The following is a 15,756-nucleotide window of genomic DNA, read 5'->3' on the forward strand; positions in this document are numbered from 1 at the left end:
TTTGAAAGTGAAAATCCAGGAATAAAGCATATACTTTCGGTGCAGCGTTCTTTCAGAAAGCTTTTAGGCGAACGCTCCGCTTCTCCAGTTTATTTCTGCCCTCTCCGTTCATGTGTAAATGTAGTCCACCTTATATCAATCCAATTTCCGCACTGTAACCTGACGGCCTTCCAACTTGACCAGTCCCTGAGCAAACCAGGAAACAACCTCCGGGTACAACTGCTGTTCCGCCGCATGAATGGAACGGCTGATCGATTCCGCCGTATCCCCAGGCAGAATCGGCACAGGATGCTGGGCAATGATCGGCCCGGTGTCCATACCGCCATCCACAAAGTGCACGGTTACCCCGGTAATTTTCACGCCATACTCCAATGCCTGTCCGATTGCATCCTTGCCAGCAAATGCGGGAAGCAAGGATGGATGGATGTTAATCAACCGTCCTGCGTACCGATCCACTACGACTGAAGTCAGCAATCTCATGTATCCGGCAAGAACAACCAAGTCAATGTTTTTGGATTCAAGCACTTCCACGATCTCGGCCTCGTAGGCCTCGCGGGAATCATAATTCTTCGGAGTAAACAGATGGCAATCCACGCCTGCATCCTTGGCCCGCTGCACAACACGTGCAGCCGGTTTATCACAGACCAGCAAGTCTACGGATGCATCCAACCCTCCGTTTTTTGCTGCATCCACCAATGCCTGAAAGTTCGACCCTTCACCAGAGGCAAATACGGCAATTCGGTAGTTCGCCATTAAACATCCGCTCCTGTGAAGGTTACTCGCGCATCTCCTTCAGTCACACGTCCAATGATGTACGCTTCTTCACCAGAGGCTTTCAGCTGTTCCAGAGCTTCACTCGCGTCTGCTTCGTTCACGACCAGCACAAGTCCGATCCCCATGTTAAACGTGGTGAACATATCCCGGTTCGAGACCGATCCTTTTTCCTGCAGCAGGTTGAAGATCGGCAGGATCGGCCAGGAGCCGTAATCGATATTTACATTGACGCTGCTCGGCAGCATCCGTGGGATGTTCTCGATAAAGCCGCCACCCGTAATATGAGCCATGCCTTTGACGTTGACCTTTTCCAGCAAGGACAGGAGTGGTTTTACATAAATTTTCGTTGGCTCCAGAAGTGCATCACCCAGCTTGCCGCCCAGCTCAGCTACTTCCTCATGCAGATCCAACCCGGCCTCTTCCAGCAAAAGTCTGCGCACCAACGAGAATCCGTTGCTGTGTACACCGCTGGAAGCCAGTCCAATCACCGTGTCACCTGGAGAGATGGTCGTACCGTTGATGATTTTGGCTTTGTCCACGATCCCCACTGTAAATCCGGCAATATCGTATTCCCCTTCGCTGTACATGCCCGGCATTTCAGCCGTTTCTCCGCCAATCAGCGCACATCCGGACTGGTGACATCCTTCAGCGATTCCGGCAACGATGGCTTCGATCTTCTCGGGGATGACTTTGTCACATGCCAGGTAGTCAAGGAAAAAGAGCGGCTCCGCGCCCTGCACCACAATGTCGTTCACACACATGGCCACAGCGTCGATTCCAATGGTATCGTGACGGTCCATGGCAAACGCGATTTTCAGCTTGGTTCCTACGCCGTCAGTGCCGGAAACGAGCACCGGCTCATCATATTTGTCTTTGTTCAAACCGAAGAGGGCCCCGAATCCGCCCAGATCTGTCATCACTTCCGGACGGAAGGTACGCTTCACGTGTTTTTTCATCCGTTCAACCGCTTCATTACCTGCCGCGATATCGACGCCGGCCTTTTTATATGCTTCTGACACTACCATCGCACCCTTCGTATCTTGTATAAATTGAACTAAAGATATTTACACCGTAACACTCCGATGACAGAATAACCTTCCAATCGCTGTTATCCCCAGATTTTTTGATTCCCTTTTTTCAAAGGGAAAATCCGGTGATAAAGGCGAAGCCTATGCTTCCGATGTAGCTTTCTTTCAGAAAGCTTTTAGCTTCGCTTCTTCAGGTTTTTTCTGTCCTCTCCGTTTTTGTGTAAATGGATAGTCCAATTTATTAATTTTTGCTCATCTCTAAAAGATGATTCTGTACCAATTCAAATCCAGCTACACCCAGTGTAATGTACAGGCTGTACTCTACTGGTGGAATCATCCGAATGAATTCGTCTCCGTCATACAAACTCCCGGCGCACTGGAATACTTGCAGTTCCTTCTTCGCAGGTGTCATCGGGAGGTTACCGATAATTCTCCATGTTCCATCTCTCAGAAGTGCTGGTGAGGTGAAGATCACGCTGCTCTTGCGCTGCATGTAAGAATAGACAAGAAAATCGCGATCTTCCAAACTTAAGGTTTCGTCACGCTGAATGCTCATCACGCCGAACGAAAACGCCTTTTTGAAGCGGCCTCGCAGCGCACATACAATCTGACACACGGCAAACCGTCCATCATGCATCGGGATCAGAAAAATATCGCCCTCATTATAGCTTTTCCTTCCCATAAGCCTATCTCCTAACAGCTACAGCCGAATTTCTCTTCGCCGCCGAAGTCAAGGTTGGTTGGGTAATCATTATCGAAACAAGCGAGGCAGAGCCCGCCTTTGTAATCATCCTGATTATCTCCCTGAATCGATGCAATCAGTCCATCAGGACTGAGGAACGCCAGAGAGTCCGCATTGATTTCACGGCAAATTTCTTCCACCGACAGCTGTGAGGCGATCAATTCACGGCTGTCAGGCGTATCGATGCCATAGAAACACGGGTTTTTGAAAGGTGGCGATGTAATGCGCACATGAACTTCCGTTGCTCCGGCATCACGCAGCATGTTCACGATCCGGCGGGAAGTCGTCCCCCGTACGATAGAATCATCAATCATGACAACGCGTTTGCCTTCTACGACGCGGCGCACCGCGCTCAGCTTCATCTTCACGCCCTGTTCACGCAATTCCTGACTAGGCTGGATAAACGTACGTCCGGTGTATTTGTTCTTGATCATGCCCATTTCATACGGAATCCCGGTTTGCTCAGCGTATCCTATTGCCGCGGAAATACTGGAGTCCGGTACACCTGTTACCAGATCGGCATCCACGAATGATTCAATCGCCATGCGTCCACCCATCCGCTTCCGGGCAGCATGCTGGTTGGACCCGTTCATGTCACTATCCGGACGGGCAAAATAAATATATTCCATTGCACACAGTGCCTTGCGGTGTTTGTGATGATCGAAGCGATCCTCGTGCAGACCATCTGCGTCAAGCACCAGCAGTTCACCAGGTTCAATATCGCGAATCAATTCTGCGCCGATCGTTTCGAGTGCACACGTCTCGGATGCGAACAGATATGCATCTCCGAGCTTGCCCATCGTCAGCGGACGCAACCCGTGCGGATCGGAAGCCACCAGCAGCTTGTCGTTGGTCATGATCAGAAATGCATAACCACCCACAATCCGCTGGAATGCATCTTTTGCTGCTTCCACTAAACCCTTCGATGAACGTGCAATCAAATGCGCAATAACTTCCGTATCGCTAGTTGTTTGGAAGATCGACCCGCTCTGTTCCAGCTCACGGCGAATCGTTGGTGCATTCACGATATTCCCGTTCGTGGCAACAGCCAAGTCCCCGTCACGATACTTGAAAACCAGGGGTTGTGCATTGGTCAGTTTACTGTCCCCGCTCGTGGAATACCGAACGTGACCGATGGAAATATCACCAGACAAGGTCTGCATCAGGTCTTTGGTGAAGACTTCCTTCACCAGACCCATACCACGATGGTAGTTAAACTGAGTACCATCACTCACACACATGCCTGCACTTTCTTCGCCCCGATGTTGAAGCGCATGCAGTCCATAATAGGAGAGCGAAGCAGCATCAGGGTGTCTGAATACCCCGAATACGCCACATTCTTCCTTCAGTTTATCGAGTCCTTCCTTACCGGACCCTTCGTTATAATAATCGCCTGTCCACCACTGTCCTGTCGTCAGTTCATGAGACATGGAATCGCATCCTCCCAGACCTGAGCCAAACCTCCTACGGGTTCGTTCACGGCTGATGTTCCGTTCAATTCGATCGTCAAGTTGCTTCCTTCCACACGTCCAATAACAGCTACAGGTACACCGCGCTCACGTACAAAAGCTTCAAGTTTGCCTGCTTGCTCCGGCGAAGCGGACAGCAGAACGCGGGATTGGCTCTCACTGAAGAGTGCATGATCCGCACGCAGTGCAGTTTCCACATTCACCTGTGCACCAACGTTGCCGCTGATGCAGGATTCTGCCAATGCCACAGCCAAACCGCCTTCAGACAAGTCATGCGCCGAGCGAACAAGTCCGGATTGGATCGCTTCAAGTACAGTACTGAGCAGCGCCTTCTCGGTGTTCAGATCAAGCTGCGGCGGACGGCCTTCCGTTTTGCCGTGAACTGCGTATTGCAGCTCGCTGCCGCCCAGCTCCGCTTTGGTCTCCCCGAGGAGGATGATCACATCGCCTTCGGATTTGAATCCTTGGGTCGTGATATGATCCGTATCATGAACGAGACCTACCATACCGACCACTGGCGTTGGATAGATCGAGCCTTTGGCGTTTTCGTTATACAGACTCACGTTACCACCAATAACCGGTGTATCCAGCACGCGGCAAGCTTCCGCCATACCGTCTACCGCTTTTTCCATCTGCCAGAAAATATCCGGCTTCTCCGGGTTACCGAAGTTCAGGTTATCCGTAATCGCCAGTGGCTCTGCACCGGAACATACAATATTGCGAGCCGCTTCACTAACTGCAATCCGGCCACCCACTTCAGGATCCAAATAAACGTAACGTCCGTTACAGTCCGTTGTCATTGCCAGACCTTTGCGTGTTCCGCGAATCGTTACCACGGCTGCATCCGAACCCGGACGAACGGCTGTACTTGTACGAACCATGTAGTCGTATTGATCGTAAACCCACTTCTTGCTTGCAACCGTTGGCGAAGCCAATACCTGTTTCAACGCTCCGCCGAGATCCGACACTTCATCGTAACGCAGGGTGTCGATTGAAGCGCTTTGCTCGTAGTAAGCCGGCACAGAAGATGGCTTGTTGTACACCGGACACTCGTCCACCAATGCCGTTACTGGCATGTCCCCAACCACTTCGCCGTGGTGGTACAGCTTCAGACGTCCGTCATCGGTAACTTTACCGACTTTCGCACAGATCACGCCCCAACGTTCAAAAATCTCCATCGCTTGGGCTTCATCCTTCGGCTCAACCACGAACAGCATCCGTTCCTGAGACTCGGATAGCATCATCTCATAAGGCGTCATGCCTTCTTCACGCTGTGGTACCTGATCCAGATACAGCTCCAGACCGTTACCCGCTTTACTTGCCATCTCCGCACTGGAGCATGTCAGGCCAGCAGCACCCATATCCTGAATACCAAGCACAATGCCTGTGTCGATCAGTTCAAGGCAGGACTCCATCACGAGTTTCTCCATGAACGGGTCGCCGACTTGAACCGCTGTCTTCTTGGATTCGGATTCTTCCGTCAGTTCTACCGATGCAAATGTTGCGCCATGTATTCCATCGCGGCCAGTTGGAGGACCAACGTAGTACACCGGGTTTCCTACACCCTTGGCTACACCGCGCTGGATCTTGTCATGATCAATCAAGCCTACGCACATCGCATTTACGAGTGGATTGCCTTCATAACTTTCGTCGAACATCACTTCCCCGGCTACCGTTGGAATCCCGATACAGTTACCATAACCGGCAATACCGGATACGACATGTTCAAACAGGTATTTCACGCGGTCGCTCTCCAGCTTGCCGAAACGAAGTGAGTTCAACAGGGCTACCGGTCTTGCACCCATGGAGAAAATATCACGGATGATGCCGCCTACACCTGTTGCTGCACCTTGATAAGGCTCTACAGCGGAAGGGTGGTTATGGCTTTCAATTTTGAAAACAACAGCCTGGTTATCGCCGATATCTACAATCCCGGCACCTTCACCCGGTCCCATCAGGACACGCGGTCCACTGGTTGGAAAACGGCGCAACAACGGCTTGGAGTTTTTGTATGCACAGTGCTCGGACCACATAACGCTAAATACACCAATTTCCGTGTAGTTCGGCTTGCGTCCCATGAATTCACAGATCAGCTCATACTCGCTGTCCGACACGCCCATTTGTGCGTAAAGTTTATGTTCTGCGACCTGTTCTGCCGTCGGTTCCTTACCGGATAGCTGCTGCGTCATGCCGATCCCTCCATGCTTTCAAAATAGATGTAAACATACGTTTGCCGTCTTCCGAGCCCAGCAGTGAATCCACCGCACGCTCCGGATGCGGCATCATGCCGACCACGTTTCCGCCCTCATTACAGATTCCTGCGATATCGCCTAGGGAACCATTCGGGTTGCTGCCATACGTAAATACGATCTGGTTGTTCGCCTGCAAACTCGCGAGCGTCTCCTCATCGCAGTAATAATTGCCTTCACCATGAGCAATCGGGATGATAATTTCTTCCCCAGGTGCATAGTCACGTGTAAATGGCGTATCTGCATTCGTTACTTTCAATACCGTATCATGACAACGGAATTTCAGTGACATATTGCGGATCAACGCCCCCGGAAGCAATCCAGCTTCGGTCAGGATCTGGAATCCGTTGCAGATTCCAAGGATATATTTGCCTTGTTCAGCAGCTTTGGCTACCTCATTCATTACAGGTGCGAAGCGGGAAATCGCCCCACAACGCAAGTAGTCTCCATAGGAGAAGCCACCCGGAACCAGGATACAGTCATATGCCGAAAGATCCGTTGCCGTGTGCCATACATAATCAACCTCTTGCCCAATGGCATCTTCCACTGCCTTGTAACAGTCAATGTCGCAGTTGGAGCCAGGAAACACAAGAACTGCAAATTTCATGGGATTAACCCTCCAATTCGTAGCGGTAATCTTCAACAACGGTGTTGGCCAGCAGCTTCTCGCACATGACAGTCAAACGTTTTTCCGCTTCTGCGCGATCAGTTGTATCCAGGTTCAGTTCCATGACTTTACCGATCCGTACACTTTCCACTTCATTGAATCCCATCGAGTGCAGGGCGCCTTGAACGGCTACTCCTTGCGGGTCGAGTACGCTTTGCTTAATAGTGACATAGACGGTTGCTTTGATCATGATCCTATGTTCCTCCTCAGTAATGAACGGGATAAATGCTTTATGCTGTTAAAAAAGGGCTTTGGGAGCTTGCTCCGGGGCGGATTGTTCTTCCGGTCGCTGTTGTCCCCAGGTTTTTTTGGTTTTTTTGAACCGCTCTGCGGTCAAAACCCGGGGACAAAGGCGAACGCTATCGCTCCTTTAAGAACAATTCCGCCCCTCCGCTAGTTCATGCGGCGTTTTTTGAAAGGCTAAAATCTTTTACGTTGCACGGTGGGTAATGGTCAGGCCTGACCATTACGTGAATCGATGTAATGGTCTTCAAGTTACATGCGTAACCAGTGTTTTTTATCTCGCAACTTTTTCTGTCTTCCCTACCTGAAGGAAGCCAATCCTCTAAATTGCCTCCTCCCCAGTTTGACACTGGCGGAGGGAAAGATTTGAGCTGGAGAAGCGAAGCGGTCGCCTTTGCAACCGGAATGTTTCCTTTTGAAAAAAGGATTCAAATCAAAACATTCCGGGGGCAACAGCGATCGAAAGCCAAACTTTCCCGCAGCTCGCTCAAACTTACTTTTCCGTTAAACGGTTATAAATATCGACGTATCTTGCCGTTGTTGCCTCTACCACCGCTTGTGGCAGTGGATCAGGCTTACTGTTTTTGTCCCAATCGGTTCCTGCCAGATAGGTACGCACCGGCTCCTTGTCCATGCTGTCGATCTCGATGTCGAGTGCGTAATTTTCTTTGGCCCAGAAGCGTGATGCATCCGGGGTGAAGATTTCGTCGATCAGGATGACCTTGCCATCCACAATGCCGAACTCGAATTTGCAGTCTGCGAGGATAATGCCACGCTGATCGCAGTAATCCCTGGCGAATTCGTACAGACGCAGGCTTTTTTCCTGAAGCTCGATTGCAAGCTCATCTCCCACCAGTTCTTTCATGCGATCCATCGGGATATCTTCGTCATGACCTACATCATTTTTGGCTGCCGGGGTGAAAATGGGGCTTTCGAGCTTGGCGTTTTTGCGAAGTCCTTCCGGCAGTTTGATACCGTTCACTTCTCCGCTTTTCTCATATTGTCTCCATCCGCCTCCGGTAATGTATCCGCGCACGACACATTCGATATCAATGCGTTCGGCTTTGCGTGTTACCATGATGCGATCTTTCAGAAGTTCCGGGTCAACGATCAGATCACCGAGAAGGTTCACGTCCGTATGAACCACGTGGTTGTCCATCATTTTGCTCGTCAGTTCAAACCAGAAGCTGCTGAGTTTATTCAGCACATTGCCCTTCTCGGGCACCGCCGGGTCCAAAACGTAGTCAAAGGCTGAAATCCGGTCCGTGACCACAATCAGAAAATGTTCCCCCAGGTCGTACAATTCACGTACTTTTCCTTTATATAACAGAGGTACTTTAACGAGATCTGCCGCTGTGGACAGTGCCATGGAGGCTCACCTTCTTTCAGGAGATGTAAGGCTATAGACAGAACCGCGATGGAGCACCACTCCACTCCGATAACAGAACAATCTTTCGATCGCTGTTATCCCCGGATTTATTGATTCACTTTTTCAAAGTATAAATCCGGGGATAAAGGCGAGCGCTTCGCTTCTACAGATTTGCTCTGTCCTCTCCGTTCCTTGCTGGTCCATCATCATTCCGTTCTCTAGCCTTATTGGAGTTAATTTTAGTTGGTCAAACCAAGCTTCTTGAAGATTGTGTCTACATGCTTCAGGTGCCATGACGGGTTGAATGCGTCTTCGATTTCCTCATCGCTGAGCACTTCGGTAATTTCCGGTGTGGCTTTCACGATATCCTTGAACTGGCGTTGTTCTTCCCATGCCTGCATAGCACGTGGTTGAACGGTATCATATGCCTGTTCACGGCTGAAGCCTTTATCGATCAGCTTCGTCAGTACCCGTCCTGAGAATGGAACACCGAAGGTACGTTCCATGTTGCGTTTCATGTTCTCAGGGAACACTGTCAGGTTTTTCACGATGTTGCCGAAACGATTCAGCATGTAGTTCAGCAGCATCGTTGCATCCGGCAGGATAACACGCTCTACGGAAGAGTGCGAGATATCGCGCTCATGCCACAGCGTTACGTTTTCGTATGCCGATACCATATGTCCGCGGATGACGCGGGACAGACCGGAGATATTTTCACTACCAATCGGATTACGTTTGTGCGGCATGGCGGAAGATCCTTTTTGACCTTTGGCAAACGCTTCTTCCACTTCACGGAATTCACTCTTTTGCAATGCACGAACTTCTGTAGCGAACTTGTCCAGTGATGTTGCGATCAATGCCAGGGTAGCCATGTATTCCGCATGACGGTCACGCTGCAGGGTTTGTGTCGAGATCGGCGCAGGCTTCGTGCCCAGCTTCTCGCAGACAAACTCTTCAACAAACGGATCGATGTTCGCGTAAGTTCCTACCGCTCCGGAGATTTTACCGTACTGCACGTTGTCTGCCGCATGGCGGAAGCGCTCCAGGTTCCGTTTCATCTCTTCATGCCACAGGGCCATTTTCAAACCAAAGGTTGTCGGCTCTGCATGCACCCCGTGTGTACGACCCATCATCGGCGTATGCTGATAAGCGAGGGCCTTCTCACGCAAGATTTCGATAAAGTTCACGATGTCACGTTCCAGAATTTCATTGGCCTGGCGCAGTACGTACCCCAGAGCCGTATCTACCACATCCGTGGATGTCAGTCCGTAGTGCACCCATTTTCGTTCTGCACCCAGACTCTCGGATACCGTACGTGTAAATGCAATAACGTCATGGCGCGTTTCCTGTTCAATTTCATAGATGCGATCAATATCAAAAGAAGCGTTTTGGCGAAGCAATGCTGCTTCTTCCTTAGGAATGACTCCGAGTTCCGCCCAAGCTTCACATGCACAAATTTCAACTTCCAGCCAAGACTTGAATTTGTTTTCCTCCGTCCAGATGGCTCTCATTTCAGGTCTGCTATAACGTTCGATCATGAATTTGTATTCCTCCAGATATTAGTTTGTTCAATCCATTGCAATCCTTCTTCAGCGTCCTGACAAAGCAGATTGACATGCCCCATCTTCCGTCCCGTTTTCGCTTCGGCTTTGCCATATAGGTGAAGCTTGGGAATAACACCGAGTTCCATTGCTTCTGCATCAGGTTGACCCGTTCTGGCGATGATTCCTTCCAGATGTTCTCCAAGCACATTGACCATAACGACCGGACTTAACAGTGTAGTGTCTCCTAATGGCAGCCCGCAGATGGCACGAATATGCTGCTCGAACTGTGACGTCGCACAGGCTTCCATCGTGTAATGACCGGAATTATGGGGTCTTGGAGCCAGCTCGTTCACATACAACCTTCCGTCCGCCGCGACAAACAGTTCCACCGCCAGTAATCCAACAGCCTGCAATGATTTTGCCACGGCCGCTGCAAGCTTCTGCGCTTCAATCTGTATGTCCGTAGCCACTCTGGCCGGTACGATCGAGGCATGCAGAATGTTGTTCACATGAATGTTCTCCGCTGGCGGGAAGGTCTTGATCTCTCCACTCGTGCTTCGTGCAACGACAACGGAGATTTCGCAGTCAAACTTGATAAATTGCTCCAGCACCAGTTCCGCTCCGGTCGCTGCAAGCTCTTCGTAAGCCGCTACAGCTTGGCTCGCTTCCCGGATGACTCGCTGGCCTTTGCCATCATATCCTCCGGTTACCGTCTTCAAAACGCATGGTACACCAAGCTCGCTTATTGCTGCTTGCATTGTATCCTTACTTGTAATTTCCCGATAAGGCGCTACTCTTACTCCCGCAGCTTCAATAGCTCGTTTCTCACGTAACCGATGCTGAGTTGTATACAATAACGCACTACCTTGAGGCACATAGGATTCACGTTCCAGCAAGCCCGCAACACCTGCATCCACGTTTTCAAACTCATACGTAATCACATCACACTGACGGGCCAGTTCAAGTGCTGCGGCTTCATCGTCATATCCTGCCTCAATCTGACGGGAAATCTGTCCGCAAGGCGAGTCTGTCGCCGGATCAAGCGTGACAAAGCGGTACCCCATCGCAGTCCCAGCGAGCGTCAGCATTCGTCCAAGCTGTCCGCCTCCGAGAACGCCAATGGTTGTTTTGCCTGGGAGCAGCACGCGTTCAGCCGTGCCGGGAGAATTCAATTCTGTATTACTCATAGCTCATCACTGCTTTCGAGTACTTCACGTTTGATGCGCTCTCTGCGAGCTTCGCAGCGATTACGGACATCCTCATCAAATGCACCGATCATCTGGGCCGCAAGCAGTCCTGCATTGGTAGCCCCCGCCTTGCCAATCGCTACCGTTGCGACAGGAATTCCACCTGGCATCTGAACAATGGATAACAGGGAATCGAGACCATTCAGTGCCTTGGACTGCACAGGGACACCGATTACCGGAAGCATCGTTTTGGAAGCGACCATGCCCGGGAGGTGTGCTGCCCCGCCTGCACCTGCAATGATAACCTTGAATCCGCGCCCGGCAGCCTGCTCGGCATATTCAAACATCAGATCCGGTGTGCGATGCGCGGATACGACCTTTTTCTCATACCCGATCTCCAGTTCATCCAGCACCTCACACGCATGCTTCATCGTTTCCCAATCCGACTTGCTGCCCATAATTACAGCGACCTGCACTGACATGAATACATCCAACTCCCGTCTGAGCTTATTTTAATAACAACCACTCTTGCCATACGTGCTCCCTTTTGAAACAAAAAAATCCGCTACCCGCGAAAACATCACATTTTCTCCGGACACCGGACTCCAAGAAATACGTATCCCGCATTTGGGCATGCCAAAAGGGGGCTTGCTGTCCGCATCCATATTCATGCGACTCTCAGCCGTATCTCCTCGTAGTCCGGAAATTTACGGTCTCCGGGTAGAGACTTCCGGGCCTTATCCCCGGCGTTATACGAGCAAATATCTATTCAATCCAAGCGACTCATTTCGGTCAACCTTGGTACATCTTTCGTTCCTACTCGACCTTATTCTCACCTGATCGACACATCTAACATTCTAACAATCCCCTACAGCTAATGTCAACTTAAAGACGAACATTTAACATATTGACAAATATAATGTTCGTGATTTAGGTATTTCTTTTGAACTTCATCTCCATTTCATCCCAAAAAAGAAAGCCGACTTCTCTTCAATGGAATGAAGACAGCCGGCTCACCGCATATTTGTAATTCATAATCTATTGCAATTATTTAACGATCAATACAGGAACTTGAGCATGCTGCACCACATTGTGGCTTACACTGCCCAAGACAAATTCACGAATGCCGCCTAGTCCACGACTTCCAATGACGATAACATCCGATCCATTTTCCTTAGCATAATCAAGCAGCACTTCAGCTGCGGCCCCTTGAATCAGGTCTACGTTGGCTGTAACGCCTGCAGCTTTGATCCGTTCTTTTGCTTCATCGGTTGTTTGCACAGCCAGGTTGTAGTAATCGTTATTCAGAGATGGCGGCAGCGGTGCGAGTCCTTCTCCAATAAATACGCGCGGGAAATCAAAGGCATGAATGACATCAATGACTGAATCCGGAGACACTTTAGCCAGTTCAATGGCACGATCAAGTGCCTTGTTTGAAGCTTTTGATCCATCGTAAGCGACTAAAATTTTGGAGAATAACATGTAAATCCCGTCCCTTCCTTATATGTAGAAACTCCGAAGCTGGAAGCTTCGGTCTAACATAAAACTAAATCCACCACCATGTAACCCTATAAACGTTCTTCATGCAGTATGAACCATTTGCCTGGTTTTGCAGTGTCGCCACCTCTAGGTTCTATTTCAGAAAATAACCATAGATTACGGCATTCAGAAATAGCAAAAGTGGAATCCCGATGATAAAGCTCGGATGTTTGGTTTTGTGCCGTTTCCGGTACATTGCAATCCAAATTCCAAGTGCTCCTCCAATAAACGCCAGCAGGAATAACGTCCGTTCGGGTGTCCGGTCACGGCGTCGCTGCGCGCGTTTTTTGTCATCTGACATCACCAGATAACCTACCACGTTAATAAATATAAACCACAATATGAGTCCGGTTTGCATATAATTCTAGCGGTCCCCCTATCCCGGGACATCTCCCTGTTCCTCCATTATAGTCCTCTGCAGGGACATGATCAACGCGAGAAGGGAGCCGCATAGTTTGTTGTATGGAATCATCCGTTCCGGTTAGAACCTAGGACTCCTGTTTGGGAATACCGTTCAAGCTGGGAACTCTTTTGCCTGCCTTGGTTGGACGTGCTCCGATGCTTTCCTCCCGGATACTGTCCTTATTCTGCTGGTTATGAATTTTCTCTGATTTATTATGCGGCATCTATGTCACCTCCTTGGCTTACGTTGCCTGAAAAGGAGGGATCTTATACGACACCGAGCGAAGCGGTCTAATAAGCACGACCTCGCCAGTAACCATTCAACTTGTAACAGACACTCTTAGGGGCATTACTCCCCTTTTTTCTCCATAGCTGCTTTCAATAAATCTCCGAGATTAGACCCGATAGATTCCTGCTTAGCATACTGCTTGACCAGCTTTTGCTGTTCGCGTTTGTTGACGTGCTGTTTATCTTTATCCAGTGCTTCCGTGATGCCACAAGGCAGGCACTGCACATAGAGGCCCGCTTTTCCTTCTTTCATTTCCATCTTCTTGTGACATTGCGGACAACGACGGTTGGATAAACGCTTCTCTGCCGAGCGGCGATAACCGCAATCCTCAGTCGGACATACGAGAAACTTACCGCGTTTCCCTTTCTTCTCCAGCAGGCGTGCATTGCAATCCGGGCAGTGGCTGTTGGACACGTTATGCGGTTTATACTCCGCCTTGCTTCCTTTTACAGTGGATACCAGTTCTTTAGCCATTGAACGTATGCCTTCCAGAAACGGTCCCGGTTTCCCCTGTCCACGGGCAATCCGTTCCAGTTCAGCCTCCCAGCGTGCCGTCAGTTCAGGTGTACGAAGCTGCGGAGCAGCCAGTTCAATCAATTGCTTCCCTTTACCTGTAGGATGCATGCTGTTGCCCTGGCGGTCGATGGTATCCGAGCTGACCAATTTCTCGATAATATCTGCACGCGTAGCTGGTGTACCTAGTCCGTGCTTCTCCATTTGCGCAAGCAATGCAGCTTCCGTATACCGTTTAGGCGGCATGGTTCTTCCACTTTTAATATGGCAACGCTGAACGGTAACCGACTGACCTTGCTGCACGTCAGGCAAAAGAGTGTGGCCGTTGTCCGCCTGCTCGTCTGTTCGCTCATCCTCTTCGTCACTGTAGTCTCCGCCGTATACTTCACGCCAGCCGCTGTCTTTTACCGTTGTACCTTTAACATGGAATGAATCCTCACCCACTTGAACGGTAATCGCTACCGAATCGTATTTGGCTGCTGGATAGAACAGACTGATAAATCGGCGTACGATCAAATCATACAGTTTTCGTTCCTCTGGACTCAGCTGATTCAGCAGCACGGTCTGTTCTGTTGGGATGATGGCATGGTGATCCGTTACCTTACTGTCATCCACAATTCGTTTGGTGATATTCAGATTTTTCCGCAGCAAGGGACGCGCTAATGATGCATACGGTCCAACTGCTACACTATCCAGTCTTTCTTTCAGCGTACCTGTCATGTCCGATGTCAGGTAACGGCTGTCCGTACGCGGATATGTAACCAGCTTATGCTGCTCATATAGACGCTGCAGGACGTTGGAAGTCTGCTTGGCTGAAAAGCCATACTTGCGGTTGGCATCACGCTGCAGCTCCGTCAAGTCATAGGCCAGAGGATGCGGCTCGACTTTTTCACTCTTTTTGACCTGAGCAATGGTTCCCTTACGTCCATCCACTCGTTTCTTCAATGCCTGGGTATCTTGAGTATCAAAGATGCGTGAATCTCCGCCTGAGGCCCGCCACACGGCTTGAAAACCTCCAAAATCTGCAGTTAATGTCTCATACTCCTGTGACCGAAAACCATTGATTTCATTTTCCCTGTCCATGATCATGCCCAGGGTTGGCGTCTGTACCCGTCCTGCTGATAACTGTGCATTAAAGCGAACGGTCAGCGCTCGTGTCACATTCAGCCCAATCATCCAGTCCGCTTCTGCCCGGCAGCGTGCCGATTCATAGAGACGGTCAAACTGACTCCCTGGCTTCAGCGAAGCAAATCCTTCTTTGATTGCCTTATCCGTCTGAGAAGAAATCCACAATCGTTTGAAGGGCTTCTTCCACTGCGCCATTTGCATGATCCAACGGGCAAGCAGTTCTCCCTCCCGGGCGGCATCCGTCGCGATGACCAGTTCACCAACATCTTGGCGTTTCATAAGCTGCTGCACTGCCTTATATTGATGATTCGTTTCCCTTAGCACCTTCAGTTTCGCCCGCTCTGGCAGGATCGGCAGGTCTTCAAGATTCCACGTTGCATACTTCTTGTCATAATCTTCAGGTTCCGCCAGCCCTACCAGATGCCCAAGTGCCCACGTTACAATATATTTAGGACCTTCCAAATAGCTCTTATGTTTATCACGCGCCCCCATAACTCTGGCAATTTCACGTGCCACAGATGGTTTCTCAGCGAGTACCAATGTTTTCAATTCGTATCTCTTCCTTTCTTCATACACCTTGTGACCTACATTCCTATCCTTTCATTATATCATT

15 protein-coding genes and 1 riboswitch are annotated in these 15,756 nt (G+C 50.0%); all 15 genes read right to left on the reverse strand.

All coding sequences use genetic code 11. The features are described from left to right. Positions 1-135: 135 nt before the first annotated feature. On the reverse strand, positions 136-753 hold the full coding sequence (gene purN, locus ABGV42_RS17685) for a phosphoribosylglycinamide formyltransferase (RefSeq protein ID WP_347382811.1): 618 nt from the start codon (positions 751-753) through the stop codon (positions 136-138). Then, entirely contained in the window at positions 753-1,793 is a 1,041-nt protein-coding gene (purM, locus tag ABGV42_RS17690; protein ID WP_347382812.1) for a phosphoribosylformylglycinamidine cyclo-ligase, read from the reverse strand. Before purM ends, purN begins: the two co-directional genes overlap by 1 nt. A gap of 250 nt (positions 1,794-2,043) precedes the next feature. Beyond that, positions 2,044-2,484: an immunity 26/phosphotriesterase HocA family protein gene (locus ABGV42_RS17695; protein ID WP_347382813.1), complete on the reverse strand. Its 441-nt coding sequence runs from the start codon at positions 2,482-2,484 to the stop codon at positions 2,044-2,046. Between the two features lie 11 nt (positions 2,485-2,495). Further along, entirely contained in the window at positions 2,496-3,974 is a 1,479-nt protein-coding gene (gene purF, locus ABGV42_RS17700; protein ID WP_347382814.1) for an amidophosphoribosyltransferase, read from the reverse strand. Beyond that, complete coding sequence (gene purL / locus ABGV42_RS17705) at positions 3,959-6,202, reverse strand: phosphoribosylformylglycinamidine synthase subunit PurL (protein WP_347382815.1); 2,244 nt, start codon at positions 6,200-6,202, stop codon at positions 3,959-3,961. Before purL ends, purF begins: the two co-directional genes overlap by 16 nt. Further along, on the reverse strand, positions 6,180-6,869 hold the full coding sequence (gene purQ, locus ABGV42_RS17710) for a phosphoribosylformylglycinamidine synthase subunit PurQ (RefSeq protein WP_095288457.1): 690 nt from the start codon (positions 6,867-6,869) through the stop codon (positions 6,180-6,182). Before purQ ends, purL begins: the two co-directional genes overlap by 23 nt. Before the next feature lie 4 nt (positions 6,870-6,873). Continuing rightward, positions 6,874-7,119, reverse strand: coding sequence for a phosphoribosylformylglycinamidine synthase subunit PurS (gene purS / locus ABGV42_RS17715; protein WP_090904903.1), 246 nt, complete (start codon positions 7,117-7,119; stop codon positions 6,874-6,876). Positions 7,120-7,665: 546 nt separating this feature from the next. Further along, positions 7,666-8,541 carry a phosphoribosylaminoimidazolesuccinocarboxamide synthase gene (locus tag ABGV42_RS17720; RefSeq protein WP_347382816.1) on the reverse strand — a complete coding sequence of 292 codons (876 nt, stop codon included), beginning with the start codon at positions 8,539-8,541 and terminating at the stop codon, positions 7,666-7,668. A 239-nt stretch (positions 8,542-8,780) separates the two neighbouring features. Continuing rightward, positions 8,781-10,079 carry an adenylosuccinate lyase gene (gene purB, locus ABGV42_RS17725; RefSeq protein ID WP_095288455.1) on the reverse strand — a complete coding sequence of 433 codons (1,299 nt, stop codon included), beginning with the start codon at positions 10,077-10,079 and terminating at the stop codon, positions 8,781-8,783. Continuing rightward, positions 10,076-11,272: a 5-(carboxyamino)imidazole ribonucleotide synthase gene (gene purK, locus ABGV42_RS17730; RefSeq protein WP_347382817.1), complete on the reverse strand. Its 1,197-nt coding sequence runs from the start codon at positions 11,270-11,272 to the stop codon at positions 10,076-10,078. Before purK ends, purB begins: the two co-directional genes overlap by 4 nt. Continuing rightward, positions 11,269-11,754, reverse strand: coding sequence for a 5-(carboxyamino)imidazole ribonucleotide mutase (gene purE / locus ABGV42_RS17735; protein WP_347382818.1), 486 nt, complete (start codon positions 11,752-11,754; stop codon positions 11,269-11,271). Before purE ends, purK begins: the two co-directional genes overlap by 4 nt. 193 nt (positions 11,755-11,947) lie before the next feature. Then, positions 11,948-12,049: riboswitch (purine riboswitch) on the reverse strand. 270 nt (positions 12,050-12,319) lie between these two features. Beyond that, entirely contained in the window at positions 12,320-12,754 is a 435-nt protein-coding gene (locus tag ABGV42_RS17740; RefSeq protein WP_095360914.1) for a universal stress protein, read from the reverse strand. A gap of 151 nt (positions 12,755-12,905) precedes the next feature. Beyond that, on the reverse strand, positions 12,906-13,169 hold the full coding sequence (locus ABGV42_RS17745) for a DUF1294 domain-containing protein (protein WP_347382819.1): 264 nt from the start codon (positions 13,167-13,169) through the stop codon (positions 12,906-12,908). Positions 13,170-13,299: 130 nt separating this feature from the next. Next, entirely contained in the window at positions 13,300-13,437 is a 138-nt protein-coding gene (locus ABGV42_RS17750; protein WP_193723392.1) for a hypothetical protein, read from the reverse strand. A 125-nt stretch (positions 13,438-13,562) separates the two neighbouring features. Beyond that, positions 13,563-15,692 (reverse strand): DNA topoisomerase III, encoded by a 2,130-nt coding sequence (locus ABGV42_RS17755; RefSeq protein WP_347382820.1) that lies wholly within the window; start codon positions 15,690-15,692, stop codon positions 13,563-13,565. Positions 15,693-15,756: the final 64 nt, after the last annotated feature.

It is taken from the genome of Paenibacillus pabuli, from assembly GCF_039831995.1.
GTDB classification, from domain to species: Bacteria; Bacillota; Bacilli; order Paenibacillales; family Paenibacillaceae; genus Paenibacillus; species Paenibacillus pabuli_C.